Annotated in this window: 16 protein-coding genes; 4 read left to right on the top strand and 12 right to left on the bottom strand. The window is 73.2% G+C overall.

The window, feature by feature from the left end:
• Positions 1–83: 83 nt before the first annotated feature.
• Genes ACN9MM_RS28910 through ACN9MM_RS28890 form a run of 5 tightly spaced genes read right to left on the bottom strand, consistent with a single transcriptional unit; the run spans position 84 to position 8,252 of the window.
• Entirely contained in the window at positions 84–2,057 is a 1,974-nt protein-coding gene (locus ACN9MM_RS28910; RefSeq protein WP_426366627.1) for an ATP-dependent DNA helicase, read from the bottom strand.
• Between the two features lie 50 nt (positions 2,058–2,107).
• Positions 2,108–3,952 (bottom strand): IucA/IucC family protein, encoded by a 1,845-nt coding sequence (locus ACN9MM_RS28905; RefSeq protein ID WP_426366625.1) that lies wholly within the window; start codon positions 3,950–3,952, stop codon positions 2,108–2,110.
• A gap of 59 nt (positions 3,953–4,011) precedes the next feature.
• Positions 4,012–4,668: a GNAT family N-acetyltransferase gene (locus tag ACN9MM_RS28900; protein ID WP_382868245.1), complete on the bottom strand. Its 657-nt coding sequence runs from the start codon at positions 4,666–4,668 to the stop codon at positions 4,012–4,014.
• A gap of 51 nt (positions 4,669–4,719) precedes the next feature.
• Positions 4,720–6,801: an IucA/IucC family protein gene (locus ACN9MM_RS28895; RefSeq protein WP_426366623.1), complete on the bottom strand. Its 2,082-nt coding sequence runs from the start codon at positions 6,799–6,801 to the stop codon at positions 4,720–4,722.
• Positions 6,802–6,839: 38 nt separating this feature from the next.
• On the bottom strand, positions 6,840–8,252 hold the full coding sequence (locus tag ACN9MM_RS28890) for a diaminobutyrate--2-oxoglutarate transaminase family protein (protein ID WP_426368853.1): 1,413 nt from the start codon (positions 8,250–8,252) through the stop codon (positions 6,840–6,842).
• A gap of 503 nt (positions 8,253–8,755) precedes the next feature.
• On the opposite strand from ACN9MM_RS28890, the gene ACN9MM_RS28885 reads away from it, so the two are divergent.
• A complete protein-coding gene (locus ACN9MM_RS28885) occupies positions 8,756–9,931 on the top strand; it encodes a trypsin-like serine peptidase (protein WP_426366621.1) in 1,176 nt (391 codons plus the stop codon).
• 155 nt (positions 9,932–10,086) lie between these two features.
• Positions 10,087–11,262, top strand: coding sequence for a trypsin-like serine peptidase (locus ACN9MM_RS28880; RefSeq protein ID WP_426366619.1), 1,176 nt, complete (start codon positions 10,087–10,089; stop codon positions 11,260–11,262).
• 87 nt (positions 11,263–11,349) lie between these two features.
• Here the strand turns inward: ACN9MM_RS28880 and hflX are convergent, their stop codons facing one another.
• The 6 genes from hflX to miaA form a co-directional block, all read right to left on the bottom strand.
• Positions 11,350–12,843, bottom strand: coding sequence for a GTPase HflX (gene hflX / locus ACN9MM_RS28875; RefSeq protein WP_426366618.1), 1,494 nt, complete (start codon positions 12,841–12,843; stop codon positions 11,350–11,352).
• A gap of 159 nt (positions 12,844–13,002) precedes the next feature.
• The gene (locus tag ACN9MM_RS28870; protein ID WP_426366616.1) at positions 13,003–14,493 is read right to left on the bottom strand and encodes a M1 family metallopeptidase; all 1,491 of its coding nucleotides are present in this window, start codon (positions 14,491–14,493) and stop codon (positions 13,003–13,005) included.
• A gap of 203 nt (positions 14,494–14,696) precedes the next feature.
• Positions 14,697–16,862 carry a RelA/SpoT family protein gene (locus ACN9MM_RS28865; protein WP_426366615.1) on the bottom strand — a complete coding sequence of 722 codons (2,166 nt, stop codon included), beginning with the start codon at positions 16,860–16,862 and terminating at the stop codon, positions 14,697–14,699.
• Positions 16,863–17,037: 175 nt separating this feature from the next.
• The gene (gene dapF, locus ACN9MM_RS28860; RefSeq protein ID WP_426366613.1) at positions 17,038–17,934 is read right to left on the bottom strand and encodes a diaminopimelate epimerase; all 897 of its coding nucleotides are present in this window, start codon (positions 17,932–17,934) and stop codon (positions 17,038–17,040) included.
• 183 nt (positions 17,935–18,117) lie between these two features.
• Complete coding sequence (locus ACN9MM_RS28855; RefSeq protein ID WP_426368852.1) at positions 18,118–18,630, bottom strand: hypothetical protein; 513 nt, start codon at positions 18,628–18,630, stop codon at positions 18,118–18,120.
• 108 nt (positions 18,631–18,738) lie between these two features.
• Positions 18,739–19,677, bottom strand: coding sequence for a tRNA (adenosine(37)-N6)-dimethylallyltransferase MiaA (gene miaA / locus ACN9MM_RS28850; protein ID WP_426366611.1), 939 nt, complete (start codon positions 19,675–19,677; stop codon positions 18,739–18,741).
• A 162-nt stretch (positions 19,678–19,839) separates the two neighbouring features.
• Between miaA and ACN9MM_RS28845 the strand changes: the two genes are divergently transcribed.
• Positions 19,840–20,121 carry a hypothetical protein gene (locus tag ACN9MM_RS28845; protein ID WP_426366609.1) on the top strand — a complete coding sequence of 94 codons (282 nt, stop codon included), beginning with the start codon at positions 19,840–19,842 and terminating at the stop codon, positions 20,119–20,121.
• Positions 20,122–20,206: 85 nt separating this feature from the next.
• Complete coding sequence (locus ACN9MM_RS28840) at positions 20,207–20,470, top strand: antitoxin (protein ID WP_426366607.1); 264 nt, start codon at positions 20,207–20,209, stop codon at positions 20,468–20,470.
• A 109-nt stretch (positions 20,471–20,579) separates the two neighbouring features.
• Here the strand turns inward: ACN9MM_RS28840 and ACN9MM_RS28835 are convergent, their stop codons facing one another.
• Positions 20,580–21,287: a class III extradiol dioxygenase subunit B-like domain-containing protein gene (locus tag ACN9MM_RS28835; protein ID WP_426366606.1), complete on the bottom strand. Its 708-nt coding sequence runs from the start codon at positions 21,285–21,287 to the stop codon at positions 20,580–20,582.
• Positions 21,288–21,376 lie beyond the last annotated feature (89 nt).

Genomic DNA, 21,376 nt, shown 5'->3' with positions numbered 1-21,376 from the left:
CTGCCGTGTCCCGACGAGCACGGCCTCCCTGCTCGCCAGGCGTGTCCTGGCGGGCAGGGCCTACGCACCGGCCGTCGCAGGGCCTACGCGCCGGCCGTCTTCGAGGCCGCGTCGATGGCCGCGAGCGACTTCCGCACCTGGTTGCGGTCCGTGGTGTACCAGAAGTCCGGCAGCGAGGCCTTCAGATAGCTGCCGTACCGGGCGGTGGCCAGCCGGGGATCGAGGACCGCCACGACGCCCCGGTCACCCGTGGCCCGCACCAGCCGGCCGGCCCCCTGGGCCATCAGCAGGGCCGCGTGGGTCGCCGCGACCGCCATGAAGCCGTTCCCACCGGCCTCCTCCACGGCCTTCTGCCGTGCGCTCATCAGCGGGTCGTCCGGGCGCGGGAACGGGATCTTGTCCATGACGACGAGCTGACAGCTGGCCCCCGGGACGTCCACTCCCTGCCAGAGCGAGAGCGTGCCGAACAGGCAGGTCTTCGGGTCGGCCGCGAAGTTCTTGATCAGCTCGCCCAGGGTGTCTTCGCCCTGGAGCAGGATCGGCAGCTCCGGGATCCGGGTCCGCAGCTCCTCCGCGGCCTGCTGCGCGGCACGCATGGAGGAGAAGAGACCGAGCGTGCGCCCGCCGGCCGCCTGCATCAGTTCGGTGAGCTCGTCGAGCATGTCGCTCCGCTCCCCGTCGCGCGCGGGGCGCGAGAGGTGCTTGGCGACGTACAGGATGCCCTGCTTCGGGTAGTCGAACGGGGAGCCGACGTCGATGCCCTTCCAGACGGGCAGGTCGTCGCCCTTGGTGCCCTCCGGGGCCAGCCCGAGAGAGGCCCCGACGCCGTTGAAGTCGCCGCCCAGCTTGAGCGTGGCCGAGGCCAGCACCACGGACCGCTCCGTGAAGAGCTTCTCCCGCAGCAGGCCCGAGACGGTCAGCGGCGCGACCCGCAGCGAGGCCCCGAAACGGTCATGACGCTCGTACCAGACGACGTCGTACTCCGAACCCTGCGTGATCCGCTCCGCCACGCCGTGCACGGTCTCCACCGAGGCCATGGCCTGCTTGCGCACCGCGTCCTCGTCCTGCACGGCCCGGTCCCGGGTGTTGCCCAGGGCCGTGATCACCGCGCGGGCCGCGTCGCGCAGCGCCATCAGCGCGTACGCGAGGTCCTCCGGGATCTCCTCCAGGCGGCCCGGCAGCGCCAGCTCCATGACCCGCTCGAAGCCCTCCGCGGCGGTCTGCAGCTGGTCGGCCGTCTTCTCGTCCACGAGCTTCGCGGAGCGCCGTACGGCGCGGTTGACCTGGCCCGGCGTGAGCTCGCCGGTGGCGACGCCGGTGACCCGGGAGACCAGCTCATGCGCCTCGTCGACGATCAGCACCTCGTGCTGCGGGAGCACCGGGGCGCCCTCGATGGCGTCGATGGCGAGCAGGGCGTGGTTCGTCACGACGACGTCCGCGAGCTTGGCGCGCTCGCGGGCCGCCTCGGCGAAGCACTCCGGCCCGTACGCGCACTTGCTCGCGCCGAGGCACTCGCGGGAGGAGACCGAGACCTGGGCCCATGCCTTGTCGGAGACGCCCGGCGTCAGGTCGTCCCGGTCGCCTGTCTCCGTCTCGTCCGACCAGTCCCGGAGGCGCAGCAGGTCCTGGCCGAGCTTGCTCGTGGGCGCCGCCGCCTCGAAGGGGTCGAAGAGGCCGTCCTCCTCGTCCTGCGGGACGCCTTCGTGCAGCCGGTGCAGGCAGAGGTAGTTCGACCGGCCCTTGAGCATGGCGAACTGCGGGCGGCGGCGCAGCTGCGGGTGCAGCGCGTCGACCGTCCGGGGAAGATCGCGCTCGACGAGCTGGCGCTGGAGCGCCAGGGTGGCCGTGGCCACCACCACCCGCTCGCCCTGGGCCAGTGCCGGCACGAGATAGCCGAGCGACTTGCCCGTGCCGGTGCCGGCCTGGACGAGGAGGTGGGAGTTGTCGTCGATGGCCTCGGCCACGGCCTCGGCCATGGTGACCTGGCCGGGCCGCTCCGTGCCGCCGACGGCGGAGACGGCGGCGTGGAGGAGGTCGGGGAGGGATGGCTTCGTCATAGCGCTTCCACCCTACGGGGCGGCACTGACAGCCGGGTCACACGAGCACCTCACGCGAGCGGGTTGGGGACGGTCCCGTGGACGGCCGCGTGCGGACGCTCGGGCCGGTCCCGGTAGCCGTCCAGGTGCAGACGGTTGCGGTTGAGGCAGAGCCGCTCGATGCGCGGGGTGAGGAGGTCGAAGAGCTCGAACCGTTCCTTCAGCTCGGGGAAGCGGGCCTGGTGCCGCAGGATCTCCGCCCGGACGAGGCCCCAGAAGTCTTCCTCCGGCACTCCGAGTTGTTCCTCGCAGAGCGGTGCCAGGTAGCGGAAGACGCCGACGAAGAGCCCCGAATGGATGAACTGGATCAGGAATTCGGGTTCCTCGGTGAGGAGGACGGCGCGGACGTCGTCGGGCAGCGTGTCGTGCTCGGGGAGCGGCTGGGCGCTGATGTTGACGTCGTCGACGAAGTCCTTGATCGCGAGGCGGACGGGGACGTCCTCGCCGTCGTAGACGACGATGGCGTTCTCGCCGTGCGGGGAGAAGACCGTGCCGTAGCGGTACAGGAAGTGCAGCAGCGGCGGCAGCAGGGCGGCGAAGAGGCGCTGGAGCCAGACGGTGGGGGCGAGCCCCGAGCGCTCGACGAGTTCGGCGACGAAGGCCCGCCCCTCGGGGTCGGTGTGCAGGAGGGAGGCGAGGGTGCGGGCCCGCTCGCCCGGGGGCAGTCGCAACGGCTCGCGCCAGATCGCGCCGAGGAGTTCCTTGTACTGGTACGGGACTTCGGGCAGCCGGTCGTACAGGGGGTGCTCGACCGTGACGGAGGCGACCTCGCCGAGGAGGATCACTCCGCACTCGTCCCGCAGGAACGGGTCGGTTTCGCGCAGGCCGTGGACCCAGGCGGTCACGGCGGGCGCGGCGAGGGTCCGCTCGGTGGGCAGTCCGCGCCAGACGAGGGTGTTGAGCACGGACAGCGGCAGTTTGACGGTGTGCCGGTCGGGGCGGCTGGTGTTGAGGAAGGTACGGACGGACTGCTGCGGCAGGCGGAGGTCGCCGTCGGCGGGGAGCGGGACGACGGTCCCGGCCGCGATGGCCGGGGCGTAGAGCGGCAGCAGGATCTCGTCCCACTGCCAGGGGTGGACGGGCAGCAGGAGGTAGTCGTCGGGTTCGTGGCCGCGGGCGGTCAGCGCGGCGCGGAATGCGGCGTGCACCTCGGGGTCGAGCTCCCGGGCGTACAGCAGGTCGGGGGTGCCGAGGCCGGACACGCCCCGGTAGGCGGCGAGGTGGTTGCTGACGGCGATCCAGGGCAGCCGGGTCTCGCGACGGGCCTCGGGGGCCCAGCGGGCGGCGTCGGCGGCGGAGAAGCCGATGCGGCCCTTGTTGAGGACGAGCCAGGGGTGGCCGGTCTGGTGGCCTTCGAGTTCCGCGTAGGAGAGCTGGGCGAGGCCGGCGGCGGGGAGGGCCGTGTGGTCGAGGCGGGCGTCGGCGGCGAGGGTGGCGGACAGCTCGCGGATCAGGTGGCCGAGGGTGGCGCCGTCGAGCCGGAGGAGGTGGCGCGCCCGGACCAGGAAGTCGAAGGGGTCGGTGAGGGGGCGGCCCTCGTGGGTGACCGAGCCGGCGGTGACGTGCCAGCTGCCGTAGGCGCCGCGGCGGGCACGGAAGGTGAGCGTGGTGCCGTCGTCGAGCCGCAGGGCGTGACGGTCGGGTTCGCCACCGGCCGCGGGGACGGGTTCGACGATCTCCTCGTAGGCGAACTCGGAGAGGGCCTTGGCGAGGAGCCGGGCGGACGCCCGGGCCCAGGCCTCGGCGTTGAGCTCGGGCGGCGCGAGCAGCTCGGGGGGTGTTTCGGGCCCGGTGCCCGGCTCCGGAGCGGGCGGGGTGGGTGGTGCGGAGTCGTGAGGTGCAGGGGACGTCGACACGAGGACTCCTCGGGGTGGGAACCGCTGTGGGTCGAGCGGTGTATTTAAGACAGAGGTGTTCACAGAACGTGACGGAGGGCCCGGTCACGGATCATGAGCGCGGCTCTTTTGTCGGGGAGGTCGACTTCCGCCGCGTAGCGGAAGCCGCCGCTGAGGAACGCGGAGACGGAGGGGGTGTTGCGGATGTCGGGTTCGGCGACGACGCGGGTGCAGCGGGGACGGTGGTCGAGGACGAGGTCGGCGACGGCGCGCAGGAGTGTGGTGCCGACGCCACGGCCCCGGTCGGTGACGCCTCCGATCAGCAGGTGGATACCCGTGTCGTGGGGCAGCGCCGGGTAGTACCGGGCGATCGGGTCGAGATCGGCGCGGTAGATCTCGAAGTAGCTCATGGGCGTGCCGTCGAGGACGCCGAGGCAGGGGACACTCCGGCCGTCGCCTTCGAGCTGGGCGAGGACGTGCTCGGCGGTGACGGTGTCGGGTCCCGCGAGCTCCCAGAAGGCGGCGACGGCGGGGTCGTTCATCCATCCGGTGATCAGCGGCAGATCCCGTTCGAGTCGCACGGGTTCGAGGCGGAAGGAGCCGGCGGTGGTGTCGGCGGGGCTCCAGGCGGCGACGGAGTCCAGCAGGTCGCCGTCGAGGAGGGCGACGAGGTCGTCGACTCTCAGGTCCAGGGTGTCGTCCCCGGGCGGGTCGACCGGTGGGCGGGTGGGTGACACGGTGTCGCTCTCCTCTCGGCGGTGTGGTCGGGGTGCGGCGCTCCGGCGGGTTCAGGTACGGAGGGGGTTGGTGACGGTGACGTAGACGGACTGGGTGTCGACGGGTCCGACGAGCTCGTCCAGGCCGTGCAGGCGGGTGAGGAGATTGGCCTTGCTGCGCAGGGTCGCCGCTTCCAGGAGCCGGTGCGGAAGGGGCGAGCCCAGGCTGGTGGCGGAGGTGAGGAAGCTGCGGAAGGCGGCGAGCAGGACGCGTTCGTCGGCGAGGTGCTGGGCGCCGAAGGCGCCGATCAGACCGAGGACGTTGTTGATGCCGAGGTAGTAGGCGAAGCGCTCGTCGGTGACCTGGTCGGAGACGAAGGTGTCGCTGTCGTCGCCGATGCCGGGGAGGCGGCTCTCCAGCTCGCCGCGGTGGGACTCGCGGAAGTAGTAGCCCTGGTTGTCGCGGTAGCGGCCGCCGACCGGCCAGCCGTCCGGGTCCAGGAGCACCAGGGTGTTCTGCTGGTGGGCCTCCAGGGCGATGCCGGCGTGGCCGTCGAGCCAGAGGACGGGGCGGACGACCTGGTCGAGGTAGCGGAGGAACCACTCGGCGGCGACGGCGGTCGTGGGGCGGCCGGTGCGGGCGGCGAGGCGTCCGATGACGTCGGCGAGCCGGGAGCGCATGGTGGTGGCTCCGGGCCAGGGGCGGGGCGCCGTGAGGGAGGCGATGCAGACGGCGTCGTCGCCGGGACCGAAGGGGTTGTGGCGGACCATGACGTCGAGGCCGGGGACGGGGGTGCCGTCCGGGGCGTCGACGGCGAGCCAGGCGGGGTCGCGGACGATGTCGAAACCGGGGTGGGCGGCCTGCCACTCGTCGACGAGGCCGGTGCGGAGGAGCCGGTGGACCTCGACGCCACGGTGGAGCTCCTTGCGGAGGTTCTCGCGGCGGGAGTTGGTGATGCGCAGGCCGAGGGAGAGTTTGAGCATCGCCCGGGCTCCGGGGCGGTGCACGGTGCGGACGGAGGAGGTGGGGTGCCAGGGGCTGCCGTGGAGGCCGAGGTCGTGGAGGAGACCCGCGTCCAGGAGGGCCCGGACGTCGGGGCGGTGCAGGAGTTCGCGAGCCTGCCAGGGGTGCACGGGCAGTGGTGCCGTTCCGGCGGGGAGTGCCAGCCCTTCGGCGAGGCCGGAGGCGAGTTGTTCGGCGGTGACGGGCCGGCCCTGTTCGGTCCAGGCGGAGTCGGTGGCGAGGAGGGTGTGGTCGACGGCGATCCAGTGGAGGGGGAAGGAGCCGTGGAGTTCGGGTGAGTAGAGCCGGCCCTCGGCCTCGGACAGTCCTTCGCGGCTCTTGGGGGTGGGGTGGAGCGGGTGGCCGAGCAGCAGGGACTGTTCGGCGGCGAGGAAGAGGTCGGCGTCCGGGTGCGGCTCGGGGTGGCGGCGGCGCTCGGTGAGGAAGTCGGCGGTGCGGCGGGCGGAGTCGGCGACGCGGCCGACGAGATCCGTGCCCTCGGAGCGGCCGCTCTCCCGGCTGAGCAGGGCGGCCACCGTGACGGCGTCGGCGGCCGGCGCTGTGGCCGGGAGCCCTTCGAGGGCGGGGGCGCCGAACCGGTGCCAGCCGGTGGGCGACCAGTAGCGGACGGGGACGAGGAGGGCGGTGCCGCTGGCGTCGAGGGGGATGCGCAGGATGCTGGATCCGGGGGCCGGCAGGTTCTTCTCCCGGACCCAGCAGCGGAGGAGGTTCTCGACGGCGGCGGCGTCGGCGGCGCGCTGGGGGTCGAGGTCGTCCAGGGGGTCGGGGGCGCCGGCCGGGCGCTGGGGCCGGGGCTCGTGCAGTCCGGTGTGCTGGCGCGGGACGGTCGGTTCCACGGAGCCGAACGGATCCGCTCCGGCCTCCTCGACGCCGAACGGAGCCTGCCCGAACGGCGCCTGCCCGAACTGCTCGGCACCGAACGGCTCGGCGCCGAACGGGGCCGGGCCCAGGGCCTCGGGGTCGTACGGGGCCGTGGCCAGGGCTTCGGACCTGAGCGTTGCCGGGAGGGGGGCCTGGGTGCTCTGTCGCTCGCTGTGGAGGGGTTCCGTGTGGTGGGGGGCCAGGGTGTGGGGGTGTCCGGGGTGGGGTGGTTCGGTCGTGGGGGCCGGAGTGGTGGGGGTGGCGTTCACGGGGGCTTCCTTGGGGGTGGGGCCGGGGCGGTCCGGGGTCAGTGGGACGGTCCGGAGGCGTTCCGGGGGGCCGTGGCCCGGTGGGAGGCGGACAGGTGGGGGGTGTGCGCCCGTTCGGCCGCGGCCAGGGCGTCGGCGAAGCGGTCCAGGACGGCGGTGGCCTGCTCGTCGGTGAGGGTGAGCGGGGGCAGGAGCCGGACCACGGCGGAGTGGCGGCCGCCGAGTTCGACGATGAGCCCGCGGGCAAGGCACTCCTGCTGGACGGCGAGGGCCAGGGCGGGGGCGGGCGGCGGGACGGGGTCGTCCGGTCCGGCCGCTTCGGGGTCGACGAGTTCGACGCCGATCATCAGGCCCCGGCCGCGGACGTCGCCGACGCAGGGGTGGGCGGCGGCAAGGCCCTGGAGTCGGCCGAGGATACGGGCGCCGAGGGTGCCGGCCCGTTCGGCGAGCTTGTTCTCGCGGACGTACGCGAGGGTGGCCGCTCCGGCGGCCATGGCGAGCTGGTTGCCGCGGAAGGTGCCGGCGTGGGCGCCGGGTTCCCAGGCGTCGAGCTCCGACCTGTAGACGATGACCGCGAGCGGGAGGGAGCCGCCGATGGCCTTGGAGAGGACCATCACGTCGGGGACGACGCCGCTGTGCTCGACGGCCCAGAAGGTGCCGGTGCGGCCGACGCCGGTCTGGACCTCGTCGACGATCAGGGGCACGGAGCGGTCGGCGGTGATCCGGCGCATCCGGCGCATCCAGTCGTCGGGCGCGGGGATGACCCCGCCCTCGCCCTGGACGGCCTCGACGATCATTCCAGCGGGGGTGGTGACACCGCTCTTGGGGTCGTCGAGGAGGTTCTCGGTCCAGCGCGCGGCCAGTTCGGCGCCGCGCTCGCCGCCGACTCCGAAGGGGCAGCGGTACTGCTGGGGGTAGGGCAGCCGGGTCACGCGGACGTCCGTCGCCCCTCCGGAGGCGTCGAGGGCTCCGGCCGTCATGCCGTGGTAGGCGCCGGTGAAGGCGAGGAGCCCGCTCCGGCCGGTGGCCGTCCGGACGAGCTTGAGGGCCGCCTCGACCGCGTCCGTGCCCGCGGGTCCGCAGAACTGGATGCGGGCGTCGTCGGCGAGTCCGCCGGGGAGGGTGGCGAAGAGTTCGGTGGTGAAGGCGTCCTTGACGGGGGTGGCGAGGTCGAGGACGTGGAGGGGCGCCCCCGAGTCGAGGACCTTCCTGATGGCTTCCAGGACCACGGGGTGGTTGTGGCCGAGGGCGAGTGTCCCGGCGCCGGACAGACAGTCCAGGTAGCGGCGGCCGTCGGCTCCCTCGATGGTCAGCCCCCGGGCCCGCACGGGGACGATCGGCAGGGAGCGGGCGTAGGTGCGTGCGGCGGACTCGCGCTGGGCCTGGCGGCGCAGGATTCCCTCGTACTCGCCACCCCCTTGCCGCCCCCTCTGGTCCTGCCGGTCCCCCAGTTCCCGCTGCTCCTGCCGGTCCCCCAGTACCCTCTGGACCTGCCGGTCCCTCTGGTCCTGCTGGTCCTGCCGGCCCCTCTGGTCCGCCTCGTCGCACGGGTCGCGCTGATCCGTCGGCCGGGTCTGCGTGCGCGCGGCCGGTGGGACGGCCGGAGCTGGTTCGGTCACGGCCACGGCTCGGTGTCCTCCCGCTGTAACAGTTGCGTTGCACATCGGGGCGTCGTGGAGCCGCCTCAAGGGCCGCCCAGAACGCCTCCGTTGTGTCCCCCGTACGTACCAACGACGGGAACTGCCGGGGATCACGGGCCGGGAGGCGGGAACTTGGCGTGTCCCGGATCACGGCACGGCAACGGCTGATCGATGCCCGGAACCGTGGACGGGGCGCGTACCGTCCCCTCCGGCACCGGCATAGTGGGGCCGTCGGTCGAGTCCGCGAGGGCCCGGCCGCTGTTCGTCCCGGCAAGAAGATGCACAAGTAGACGTAGTCCCAGGGGGATCACGAGATGCGATCGATTCGTCCGCTGCTGATGGCGGCTTCCGCCGTCGCGGCGCTGACGCTCACCGTCACGGCCTGCGGTCCGAGCGAGGAGAACGCGGGTGGGGACAAGCCCGTCGCGCCCGTCAGCCTGGACCCGGACAAGATCAAGATTCCGGAGGACCTGAAGGAGCGCCTGAAGGAACACGGGATCGACCTCGACAAGTGGCGGAACGGCGACTGGAAGAACTGGGACCGCGACAAGTGGCTGCGTGAGGCCAAGGACTTCGTCAACCCGATCATCGAGGACCTCTGGGACCCGGACCGGATGCGCGAGGCCGAGCGGCCGGACAAGCCGGTCGAGGAGGAGGACATCTCGGGCGACAAGGGTGTCACCGACCCGACGCCCGAGCCGGTGAAGGCGAAGGCCGTCGCGGCGAAGTACCACGACAGCGCACCCGAGTCGGGCAAGGTCTTCTTCGACAGCCCCGAGGGCTCGATGGTCTGCTCGGCCACGGTCGTGCAGGACCCGGCGCACCCGGGCAAGTCCAACCTGGTCTGGACGGCCGGCCACTGCGTGCACAAGGGCAAGCAGGGCGGCTGGTACCGCAACATCGCCTTCGTGCCCTCGTACAACGACGCGGCGATGGAGACCGCCCAGCTGGAGAAGGCGACGCGGGAGCAGATCGCCCCGTACGGCGTGTGGTGGGCTGACTGGGTCAAGACCTCCGACCAGTGGATCTCCGAGGGCGCGTCCACCGGCGGTGCCGGTGCCCCCTACGACTTCGCGGTCATCAAGGTGACCCCGGAGAAGGGTTCCTCGGGGAAGTCGCTGGAGGAGACGGTCGGTTCGGCGCTCCCGGTCGACTTCAACGCCCCCGCCGTGCCGAAGATCGCGAGCATGACGGCGACCGGCTACCCGGCGGCGCCGCCGTTCGACGGCCAGAAGGCGTTCCAGTGCCAGGACAAGCCGGGCCGGCTGTCCCTGAAGGCCGAGCAGCCGACGATGTACCGGATCGGCTGCACGATGACCGGTGGTTCGTCCGGTGGCGGCTGGGTCGCCAAGGGCAGTGACGGCAAGCCGGCGCTGGTGTCGAACACCTCGATCGGCCCGTCGACGGCCGGTTGGCTCGCGGGCCCGCGCTTCGGTCCCGAGGCCAAGGCCATCTACGACGAGGTCAGCAAGAAGTACGCCGGCCAGTAGGCACGGCACCGCACGGCACACCGCGCCGTACCGCACGGCACGGCACCGCACGGAGGCGGGACCGCAGGGTCCCGCCTCCCCCCGTGCCCGGCCCGACCGGCATACTGTGCACCGCTCATGACACGTCCATGGCAACACCAACGGGGAATACATCCATGCGTTCCGTACGACTCATACCCGCTGCCCTCGGCCTGGTCACCGCGCTCGCGCTGACCGCCACGGCCTGCGGCCCCACCGAAACGCCGGCGGCCGACGCCAAGCCGTCCGCCGGAGCGAGCAGCTCCGCACCCGCCACCGACGGCGGCGACGCCGGCACCGACCTCACCAAGGACCTCGCCGACACGCTCAAGAAGCACGGCGTCGACCTGGACAAGTGGAAGGGCGGCGAGTGGAAGAACTGGGACCAGGACACCTGGCTCCGTGAGGCCCAGGACTTCGTCAACCCCGTGATCGAGGGCCTCTGGGACCCCGCTCGCATGCAGTCGGCGAAGAGCCCGGACCAGACGATCACCGCGCAGGCCGGCTCCGGCGGCACCGACCCGACGCCCCGGCCCGTCAAGGCACAGCGCGAGAAGACGCCGTACCACAGCAACGCGGCCCCGGTCGGCAAGATCTTCTTCGACTCGCCCGAGGGCTCCATGGTCTGCTCCGGCACCATCGTGAAGGACCCGCGCCGCCCCGGGAAGTCGAACCTGGTCTGGACGGCCGGCCACTGCGTCCACGCCGGCAAGAAGGGCGGCTGGTACCGCAACATCACCTTCGTCCCGGCCTTCAACGACCTGGGCAAGTCCCCCGCCGCGCTGCAGAACGCGCAGCCGCACGAGGTGTACCCGTACGGCCAGTTCTGGGCCGACTGGGCCGTGACCTCGGGCGAGTGGATCAACGCGGGCGGCACCAACCAGGCCTGGCCGTACGACTACGCCGTGCTGCACGTGCAGCCGGAGCGCGGCGGCAAGTCCCTGGAGGAGACGGTCGGTGCGGCCCTGCCGGTCGACTTCTCCGCGCCGACGGCCGCGCAGTCCGGGACGATGGGCGCCTGGGGCTACCCGGCGGCGCCGCCGTACAACGGCATGATCATGCACAAGTGCCTCGACCGGCCGACGCGGCTCACCACGGCCGCGGCCACGCCGACGATGTACCGGATCGGCTGCACGATGACCGGCGGTTCCTCGGGCGGCGGCTGGTTCCGCGTGCTGCCGAACGGCAAGACGGCCCTGGTGTCGAACACCTCGATCGGCCCGGCCGGTGGCAACGGCTGGCTCGCCGGACCGCAGCTGGGACGCGGCGGCAAGGCCGTGCACGAGATGGTCAGCAAGAAGTTCGCGCGCTGACCCGGACCACACCGGGAAGCACAGCGAAGGGCGCTGCCCCCTCCCCGTCGGGGAGGGGGCAGCGCCCTTCGGTCGTACGGCCGTGGATCAGTGCGCGGCCGGAACGTACGGCGCGAGCAGCGCCGCCAGCTCCTCGTGGACGCGGGCCTTGAGCAGGGTGCCCTCCGGGGTGTGCTCCTCGGACTCCACCTCGCCCTCGGCGTGCACGCGCGAGACGAGACCGCCCTGCGTGTACGGCACGAGGACCTCCAGCTCGACCTCCGGGCGCGGCAGCTCGGAGTCGATGAGCGCGAGGAGCTCGTCGATGCCCTGGCCCGACCGGGCCGAGACCACGATGGAGTGCTTCTCCATGCGCAGCAGGCGCTGGAGCACCAGCGGGTCGGCCGCGTCCGCCTTGTTGACGACGACGATCTCCGGCACGTTCACCGCGCCGACGTCGCGGAAGACCTCGCGCACGGCGGCCAGCTGCTCCTCCGGAGCCGGGTGCGAGCCGTCCACCACGTGCAGGATGAGGTCGGACTCGGCGACCTCCTCCATGGTGGAGCGGAACGCCTCGACCAGGTGGTGCGGCAGGTGCCGGACGAAGCCGACGGTGTCGGCCAGGGTGTAGATCCGGCCGGTGGGCGTCTCGGCCCGGCGGACGGTCGGGTCGAGGGTGGCGAACAGCGCGTTCTCCACGAGGACGCCCGCGCCCGTGAGCCGGTTGAGCAGGGAGGACTTGCCGGCGTTGGTGTATCCGGCGATGGCTACCGACGGGACCTTGTTCCGGCGGCGCTCCTGCCGCTTGATGTCACGGCCGGTCTTCATGTCCGCGATCTCCCGGCGCATCTTCGCCATCTTCTCGCGGATGCGGCGCCGGTCGGTCTCGATCTTGGTCTCACCGGGGCCACGGGTGGCCATGCCGCCACCGCCGCCGCCACCCATCTGACGGGAGAGCGACTGACCCCAGCCGCGCAGTCGCGGCAGCATGTACTGCATCTGCGCGAGTGCGACCTGCGCCTTGCCCTCTCGGGACTTGGCGTGCTGGGCGAAGATGTCGAGGATGAGGGCGGTCCGGTCGACCACCTTCACCTTGACGACGTCTTCGAGGGCGATGAGCTGGCCGGGGCTGAGCTCGCCGTCGCAGACGACGGTGTCGGCGCCGGTCTCGAGCACGATGTCGCGCAGCTCGCGCGCCTTGCCCGAACCGATGAAGGTGGCCGGGTCCGGCTTGTCACGGCGCTGGATCACGCCGTCGAGCACGAGGGCGCCCGCCGTCTCGGCGAGGGCCGCGAGCTCCGCGAGGGAGTTCTCCGCGTCCTGGACGGTCCCGGAGGTCCAGACACCGACCAGCACGACGCGCTCCAGGCGCAGCTGGCGGTACTCGACCTCGGTGACGTCCTCGAGCTCGGTGGAGAGGCCCGCGACACGGCGCAGGGCCGCACGCTCGGAGCGGTCGAACTGCTCGCCGTCCCGCTCTCCGTCGATCTCGTGGCTCCAGGCGACGTCCTCTTCCATCAGGGCATCGGCCCGAAGGCTCTCGGTACGGCTCGTCTCCGCGAAGCTCTGCTCGTCCTGGGAAGGGGAAGAAGAGGAGGTCATTGGATCCTTACGTCGATGAGGTGATGTCTGTCTGTGCCGGTCACAACGTCCGCGGGCGCCGGAAGATTCCCGGTCGCGGCACGTCCTGGGGCCCCGGAACGTTCCCGGTCGTGGCCGCGTCGCCGACCTGAAGATGGTGACACGGCCCCGCCGGGCCCGTCACCCGGGTTTCGGCGCGGTCCTCGCTGCCCCGGCGGGGCGGCTGCGCCAGTCCGGGTGCCCGGGCATCGCCGGGGTCTTCGCCTGGTACAGCCAGCCGTGGAGGAAGGCGGTGAGGTCCCGGCCCGCGGCCTCTCCGGCGAGGGCGATGAAGTCGGCGGTGGTGGCGGTCCCGTCCCGGTGCTCGGCGACCCAGCGGCGTTCCAGGCGCTGGAAGGCCTCGGTGCCGATCTCCTGGCGGAGCGCGTAGAGGACGAGGGCGCTGCCGTCGTAGACGACGGGCCGGAAGAGGCTGATCTTGTGGTCGGGGGTGGGGGGTTCCGGGGCGGCCGGCGGGCCGCCGTCGGCGCGCCAGCCGTCGGAGGCGGCGTAGGCGGCCTTCATGCGCCGCTCCAGGGACTTGCCGGCCGTCTCCTCGGCGTACAGCGCCTCGTACCAGCTGGCGTGTCCCTCGTTGAGCCACAGGTCGGACCAGGTGCGGGGCGAGACGCTGTCGCCGAACCACTGGTGGGCCAGCTCGTGGACCATGACGGAGTCCACGTACCACTCGGGGTAGGCGGGCTCGGTGAAGAGGCCGCGCTCGAAGAGCGAGAGGGTCTGGGTCTCCAGCTCGAAGCCGGTGTCCGCGTCGGCGATGAGCACGCCGTACGTCTCGAAGGGGTACGGGCCGACCTGCCGTTCCATCCACTCCAGGTGGCCGGGGGTGCGGCGGAGCCAGGGCTCCATGCGCTGCCGGTCGGCGGTGGCCACCACGTCCCGTACGGGAAGCCCGTGGGGGCCGGCGCGGTGGACGACGGTGGAGCGGCCGATGGAGACCTGGGCGAGCTCCGTGGCCATGGGGTGCCGGCTGCGGTACGTCCAGGTGGTGGTGGGGCCGTGGTCGACGCGGCCTTCGGGGAGCCCGTTGGCGACCACGGTGAGGTCGCTGGGGGCGGTGATCCGGAAGGTGAACCAGGCCTTGTCGGCCGGGTGGTCGTTGGAGGGGAAGACCCGGTGGGCGGCGTCGGCCTGGTTGGCCATGGCGAGCCCGTCGCCGGTGCGGACCCAGCCACCGGTGGCGGCGGGGCCGGCGGGGTCGCTGGTGTGGGTGACGGTGATCCTGACCTCCTCCCCGGCGTCGATCGGGGCGACCGGGGTGACGACCAGGTCCTCGCCGCTCGTGGCGTACTCGGCGGGCACCCCGTCGACGGTGACGGCGGAGACCGTGCCGTGGGTGAAGTCGAGGTTGAGCCGCTCCAGGTCCTGGGTGGCGCGGGCGTCGATCCGGGTGACCGCGGCGAGGGGCTTCGTGTTGACGCCCGGATAGGTGAGGTCGAGCGTGTACGCGAGGACGTCGTATCCGGGGTTGCCGAGGTACGGGAAGAGCGGGTCCCCGATGCCGAGCGGTGCCGGGGCGGGCAGCGCGGCGGCGACGAGTCCGGCCGAGGCGGCGACCAGGACGGCGGAGCGGAGCCACCGTGCGCGGGGCAGGGGGGTTCGGACGAGCGGCATGGGCCAGGGCCTTTCCGGAGGAATGGCCCTACGGCTACCAGGGCCGCCGCCGCACGCCGGGGCGACGCGCGCGCCGGACACCCGAAGGGGGTCACCTGAGGGGTCACCCGAGGGCGGTCACCGGAAGGACGTGTCCCGGGGGTCGTGTCGAGGACCGTGTCCGGAGGGAGGTCGCCCGGAGGCCGTGTCCCGGACCCGGCGCCTCAGCCCAGGCCGCCCGAGTGGCGGGCGCGGCTGACGTCGTACACCCCGGGCACGTCCCGCATGGCCCGGATGAGCGCGGCGAGGCCCGCCGCGTCGGGGAGGTGGAGGGTGTACGTGTGGCGGACCCGCTGCTCGCTGGGCGGCTCGACGTTCGCCGAGACGACGGCCGCCCCGAAGCCCGCGATGGCCTCGGTGAGGTCGGCGAGCAGCCCCGGCCGTCCGAAGGACTCGGCGACGAGGGTGACCCGGCCCTGGGGGGTGTCGCCCCAGCGGACGGTGACGGGCTCGCGGCCGAGACCGCGCATGGCGTCGACGGCCGAGCAGCGCGCGCGGTGGACGGTCACCGATCCGCCGCGCACCCGGAAGCCGGTGATCTCGTCGGGCGGTACGGGGGTGCAGCAGCCCGCGGGGCGGGCGGCCGCGGGCGGCTCGCCGTCGACGGGCTCGGCGTGGAGCTCGGCGCCGGTGCGGCGGTCGGCGGGAACGCTGACCTGGGGGCGGGGGTCCCGGGGGGCGGCGGGGGGCGCGGCGCTCTCGGGGTGGGCCCGGAGCCAGCCGGTGATCGCGATCCGCGCGGCGGGGGTGCGGGCGTGGTCGAGCCACTCCGGGGACGGTCCGGACACCGTGTCCTGGGCGAGCAGCAGCTGGACGGTGTCCCCGTCGCCGAGGACGGTGCTCAGCGGCGCGAGGCGGCCGTTGACGCGGGCGCCGAGGCAGGCGTGGGCGGCCTCGCCGTGCTGTGCGTACGCGGCGTCGACGCAGCTGGCTCCGGCGGGCAGGCTGATCGTGCCGGGGGCGCTGCCGTCGGCGCGGAAGACGGTGATCTCGTCGTCCTCGGCGAGGTCGGCGCGGAGCGAGGTCCAGAAGGTGTCGGGGTCGGGGGCGGACTGCTGCCAGTCGAGGAGCCGGGAGAGCCAGCCGGGGCGGGTGGGGTCGACGCGTTCGCCGTCGTCGGTCCCCGTCCCCGGGGCGGCGGCGCCGTCCGGCTCGTGGCCCACGTGGGGGTTGCCGAGGGCGACGACGCCGGCCTCGGCGACCTTGTGCATGCGGTGGGTCCGGATGAGGATCTCGGCGACGGCGCCGTCGGGGGCGGCGATCGCGGTGTGCAGCGACTGGTACAGGTTGAACTTGGGGGCCGCGATGAAGTCCTTGAACTCGGAGATCACCGGGGTGAAACAGGTGTGGAGCTCGCCGAGGACGGCGTAGCAGTCGGCGTCCTCGGCGACGAGGACGAGGAGCCGTCCGAAGTCGCAGCCGCGCAGCTCGCCGCGCTTGAGGCGGACCCGGTGGACGGAGACGAAGTGCCGTGGGCGGACGAGGACTTCGGCGCCGATGTCCGCCTCGCGCAGGACGGCGGTGACCTGATCGGCGACGCCGTCGAGCGCGGTCGCGGCGCCGGGGTTGTCCGCGATGAGCGCGCGGGTGGTCGCGTACTCCTCGGGGTGGAGGATCGAGAAGACCAGGTCCTCCAGCTCGGTCTTGAGGGCCTGGACGCCGAGCCGCTCGGCGAGCGGGATGAGGACGTCCCTGGTGACCTTGGCGATCCGGGCCTGTTTCTCGGGGCGCATCACGCCGAGGGTGCGCATGTTGTGCAGGCGGTCGGCGAGTTTGATCGACATGACCCGGACGTCGCTGCCGGTGGCGACGAGCATCTTGCGGAAGGTCTCGGGCTCCGCGGCGGCGCCGTAGTCGATCTTCTCGACCTTGGTGACGCCGTCGACGAGGTAGGCGACCTCGTCACCGAACTCGCGGCGCACCTGGTCGAGCGTCACCTCGGTGTCCTCGACGGTGTCGTGGAGGAGGGAGGCGGTCAGGGTGGTGGTCTCCGCGCCGAGTTCGGCGAGGAGGAGGGTGACCGCGAGCGGGTGGGTGATGTACGCCTCGCCGCTCTTGCGGAACTGGCCGCGGTGCGAGGACTCGGCGAGGACGTACGCCCGGCCGAGCACCGTCAGGTCGGCCTCGGGATGGTGGGCGCGGTGCGCTTCCGCCACATGGCCGATGGCGTCGGGCAGCCGGTCACGGGGCGCCGGTCCGGCGGTGGCGCCGAGCAGGGCGGCGCGGCCGAGGCGGCGCAGGTCGATCCGGGCGCGTCCGCGTCTGCGGACGGCCACGTCGGTGGTGGCGGCCTCGGCCGCACTCACGGGGTTGGTGGCCTCTGCGCTCATGGGGCACCTCCGGCAACGTCGACCGGCGGTGGGCGGGCCAGGCGTGCCCGGGGGGCCGGTGCTTGATGCTACCGACCCCACCACGCGGCGCAGTCACGCTCTCGCCCAGCGTGAATCGGATCACCCATTCGAGCGACAGATCAGTCGTTGACAGTTTCGATTCCGTCGCGCGTGATCACGGCGTCCCGGCGTCCTGCCCGAGCCACGCCGGGTCGACGGTGCCCTCGGCGACGATGACGGCGGGGCCCGTCATGTCGATCCGGCCGTCGGGGTGCTCGGTGATGACCAGGGTCCCGCCGAGGACGTCGACGGTGTACGTGACGGGGGTGCCGCTCTCGGCGGGGTCGAAGCCGTCCCGGCGGGCGGTGGCGACGGCGACGGCGCACGCGCCGGTGCCGCAGGAGCGGGTCTCGGCGGCGCCGCGCTCGTGGACGCGCATCGCGACGTGGCGGGGGCCCCGGTCGGCGACGAACTCGATGTTGACCCCGTCCGGGTAGACCGCGGCGGGCTCGTAGGGCGGCTCGGTGAACAGGTTGCCCGCGTGGTCGAGCTCCTCGACGAAGGCGACCGCGTGCGGGTTGCCCATGTTCACGTTGCGCGCGGGCCAGCTGCGGCCGTCGACGGTGACGGTGACGCCGGGCTCGGGGAGCACCGCGCGGCCCATGGCGACGGTGACGGAGCCGTCCTTGTCCAGGTGGACGTGCTTGACTCCGCCCCGGGTGGCGACGGCGACCTCGCCCGCGGTGACGTGGCCCGCGTGCTCCAGGTACCGGGCGAAGACCCGGACCCCGTTCCCGCACATCTCGGCGACGGAGCCGTCGGCGTTGCGGTAGTCCATGAACCACTCGGCCTCGTCGGCCAGGTGGCGCGCCTCGGGGTGGGCGGCGCTGCGCACGACGTGCAGCAGCCCGTCGCCCCCGATGCCGGCCCGCCGGTCGCAGAGCCGCGCCACGACGGCGGGCGGCAGGTCGACGGCGTTCTCCGCGTCGGGGACGATCACGAAGTCGTTCTCGGTGCCGTGGCCCTTGAGGAACTTGAGGAAGGGGAGCGGCGAGGTCTGCGTGCTGGTCACGCGATCAACTGTACGGGGCGGGCCCGACAGGCCGCCCGCCCTGTCCACGACCCGGCCCACGGGCACGGCCACACCCGGCCCTCCCCCACCCCGGGCCCCACTCCGCCCGGGGCCGGGCCGGGGCGGATACGGGGCGAGGGACTCCGGACGGCGTGTGGGCGCCGCCGCGCGCCGGGGCGGGAGTCAGCGCAGGCGGGCGACTCGCCAGACCGCGAGGGCGACCAGGGCCGCGATCGTCGACAGGTACAGGGCGAGGACGCGCCAGTTCGGGCGCTCGCCCGAGCCGCGCGGCGGGAGTCCCGGCCAGGTGTAGCCGACCTTGCGGGCGGCCATCATGCCCCAGCCCGCCGCGCAGGAGCTGATGAGCAGTCCGAGCATGGCGACGACCGCGCCGCCGTCCCCCGAACCGAAGGCCAGCGGAAAGGCGAACATCAGCGAGCCGACGGCCGCCAGCCCCACGATCGGGGCGAGCTGCCAGATCCGCAGTCGGCGCTGGGGACGGAGCTCGACCTCGACCTCGTCGGCGTCGATCTCGACGGCGGTGCCCACGGCATCGTCGGGACCGTCCGTGGCCAGCCCGGGGGCACCGGCGGAGGTGTCGTCCGTCGGATGGCCCGGTGTGTCGCCCGATGGATCCGCCGTCGGGTCACCCAGGGCCGCCTCGTGCTGTTCTCTGTCGCGAGGGCCGGCCTCCATCGCCACGCGCCCTCCCCACTCGGACTCCACTTGGTCGATCGATGCTCGATGATGGCACGCTCATGACCGCCGAAATGACGGGCAGTGCGTCCCGATGCCATCACGTGATCAGGCTGTAACCGCTCGTTCGACCAACGACAGCGCCTCCCGCGGGAGTTCCCCGCGGTGATCCGCGGCTCCGCTGAGCCAGTGCACGCGCGGGTCGCGGCGGAACCACGAGTCCTGGCGGCGGGCGAAGCGCTTCGTGGCCCGCACGGTCTCGGCGCGCGCCTCGTCCTCGGTGCACTCCCCCGCGAGCGCCGCGAGCACCTGCTGGTAGCCGAGGGCGCGGGCCGCCGTACGGCCCTCGCGCAGCCCCCGCGCCTCCAGGGCGCGCACCTCGTCGACGAGACCGGCCTCCCACATCCGGTCCACGCGCGTGGTGATCCGCTCGTCGAGCTCGGGGCGGGCCACGTCGACGCCGATCTGGACGGTGTCGTAGACCGAGTCGGGACCCGGGAGGTTGGCGGTGAACGGCTTGCCGGTGATCTCGATCACCTCAAGCGCCCGGACGATGCGCCGGCCGTTGCTGGGCAGGATCGCGCGGGCCGCCTCGGGGTCGGCCGCGGCGAGCCGGGCGTGCAGGACGCCGGAGCCGCGCTCCTCGAGTTCGGCCTCCAGGCGGGCCCTGACGGCCGGGTCGGTGCCGGGGAACTCGAGGGCGTCGACGGCCCCCCGTACGTACAGGCCCGAGCCGCCGACGAGGACCGGGGTGCGCCCCGTGGCGAGCAGCCGGTCGATCTCGGCGCGGGCGAGGCGCTGGTACTCGGCGACGCTGGCGGCCTCGGTCACGTCCCAGATGTCGAGGAGGTGGTGCGGGACTCCGCCGCGTTCCTCCGGCGTCAGCTTGGCGGTCCCGATGTCCATCCCCCGGTACAGCTGCATCGAGTCGGCGTTGACGACCTCGCCGCCGAGCTGCTGCGCCAGGAATACACCCAGATCGGACTTTCCGGCTGCCGTGGGGCCGACGACGGCGATGACCCGCGGGGCGGGAGCTGCGCTTCTCACCGTCCCAGTCTCGCAAACCTCGGGGCCGGTCCCCGAACGAGCTACGTGACGGGCCCCATCCGGGTTCGTTGCCTGTTGCGAGGTTCCGACCGTCGATCACCGCGGATTCCGGCCGTCGAACATCACGGAACCCCTCCCATCCGAGTACGCTATGGAGTGAATATGGGCGTTTTTGCAATGTTTCGCCGTAAGAAGCAGGACGCGGTCGAAACCTCCGCCGAGGAGACCGGGGCCGGGACCGAAGCCGGGGCGGACCTCACGGCGGAGGCCCCGAAGGCTCCGGTGGAGGACGGGACCGGCGTCGCGGACGGCACGGACGGTGCGGAGGACGTCGAGACGGGCGAGGTGACGGCCGGCGCGGCCGCCGAGTCCGTGGAGATCCCGAAGCAGCAGTCGGCCGAGGCCGCCGCCGACAACGAGGCGGGCGACGGCGCCCGCAGGTAGCCCCCCGGGGTCCTGGGGGCAGAAGCAGGACACGGAACGCGACACGGAACACGGACCCCCGGGGTCCGCGGAGGGAAGGTGCCCCATGGGTCTCCTGGATTCGCTGAAGGCCAAGCTCGCCCCGGCCAAGGACAAGGTCGCCGACCTCGCGCAGCAGCACGGCGAGAAGATCGACCACGGTCTGGACAAGGCCGCGAAGATGGTCGACGAGAAGACCAAGGGCAAGTACAGCGACAAGATCCAGTCCGGTACCGGCAAGGCGAAGGACGCCATCGACCGGATCGGTCACGGTCACAAGGACGACGGCACGCCCGGGAGCGGTGGCGCCACGCCGCCGCCGGCCGCCTGACGAACGGCGTCACCCCACCCGGCGGTTCCACCGTCGGTCCCTCCGCACGGCGGACGGCCGCGGAGCATCGCGCTCCGCGGCCGTCCGCCGTTCTCGTGCCCGCGGCTGCTCAGGACCAGGCCGCCACGAAGTACCCCACGCCGTACGGGGCGTCCTCGAAGAGCAGGCGGCCGTCGAGCCCGGCGCCCTCGGCGGCGCCCGCCAGGACCTGCCAGGGGGCGCGGCCGGCCGCCCGCAGCTCCGCCGCGAGCCCGGCGTCCAGCGCGAGCAGCGCAGCGACATCGGCCGTGCCGAGGGCCCGGGCGGCCTCGGCGTCGAAGCCGGCGGCCCGCTCGTCCAGGTAGCCCGGCGCCTTCACGGTCCGGCAGGCGCTGCCGTCGCCCAGCACCAGGAGGGCGACGCGCTCGGCGGAGGCGGCGAGCTCACGGCCGGACGCGGCGCAGTCGTCCGCCGTCGTCGCCCCGGCCACGGCCAGGCCCTCGATCGGGGCGTCGGCCCAGGCGGCGCGGGTCAGGAGCCAGGCGCCGACGGCGAGGGAGGCAGGCAGGGGGCGGTCGCCGTCCGGGCCTTCTCCCAGCCGTACGTCGAGGTCGACGCCGAATCCGGCGAAGGAGCCGCGGGCGCCGGCCGGGAAGACGCCCTGCGCGCCCTCGTCGGCGGGTCCGACGACGTACAGCCGGTCCGGGCGGGCGGCGGCGAGCAGCCCGACGGCGTCCGCGCAGGCCGCCCGCGCGGCGTCCAGCTCGGGGGCGGCGCCGGTCGCGACGTAGGGGAGGAGGAGGGGCGGGCAGGGGGTGACGGCTGCGGCGACAAGCATGATCGGCAGCCTACTGTGCGACGCCGGCGTGGTCCGGGTGCGGCTCGGGGCGGCCGTCGTCGGGGCTGCGCCCCGTCCGTTGCCCTTGC

This window comes from Streptomyces sp. E-08 (genome assembly GCF_049913095.1).
Lineage (GTDB): Bacteria > Actinomycetota > Actinomycetes > Streptomycetales > Streptomycetaceae > Streptomyces.
Note: the sequence above shows the minus strand (reverse complement) of the source record. Positions and strands in the feature narration are given on the sequence as shown.

What these genes read in the sequence shown, in the direction of transcription:
- ACN9MM_RS28910 (WP_426366627.1), bottom strand. Translation starts at nt 2,057, where the DNA reads ATGACGAAGCCATCCCTCCCCGACCTCCTCCACGCCGCCGTCTCCGCC.
- ACN9MM_RS28885 (WP_426366621.1), top strand. Translation starts at nt 8,756, where the DNA reads ATGCGATCGATTCGTCCGCTGCTGATGGCGGCTTCCGCCGTCGCGGCG.
- ACN9MM_RS28880 (WP_426366619.1), top strand. Translation starts at nt 10,087, where the DNA reads ATGCGTTCCGTACGACTCATACCCGCTGCCCTCGGCCTGGTCACCGCG.
- hflX (WP_426366618.1), bottom strand. Translation starts at nt 12,843, where the DNA reads ATGACCTCCTCTTCTTCCCCTTCCCAGGACGAGCAGAGCTTCGCGGAG.
- ACN9MM_RS28870 (WP_426366616.1), bottom strand. Translation starts at nt 14,493, where the DNA reads ATGCCGCTCGTCCGAACCCCCCTGCCCCGCGCACGGTGGCTCCGCTCC.
- ACN9MM_RS28865 (WP_426366615.1), bottom strand. Translation starts at nt 16,862, where the DNA reads ATGAGCGCAGAGGCCACCAACCCCGTGAGTGCGGCCGAGGCCGCCACC.
- ACN9MM_RS28855 (WP_426368852.1), bottom strand. Translation starts at nt 18,630, where the DNA reads ATGGAGGCCGGCCCTCGCGACAGAGAACAGCACGAGGCGGCCCTGGGT.
- ACN9MM_RS28845 (WP_426366609.1), top strand. Translation starts at nt 19,840, where the DNA reads ATGGGCGTTTTTGCAATGTTTCGCCGTAAGAAGCAGGACGCGGTCGAA.
- ACN9MM_RS28840 (WP_426366607.1), top strand. Translation starts at nt 20,207, where the DNA reads ATGGGTCTCCTGGATTCGCTGAAGGCCAAGCTCGCCCCGGCCAAGGAC.
- ACN9MM_RS28835 (WP_426366606.1), bottom strand. Translation starts at nt 21,287, where the DNA reads ATGCTTGTCGCCGCAGCCGTCACCCCCTGCCCGCCCCTCCTCCTCCCC.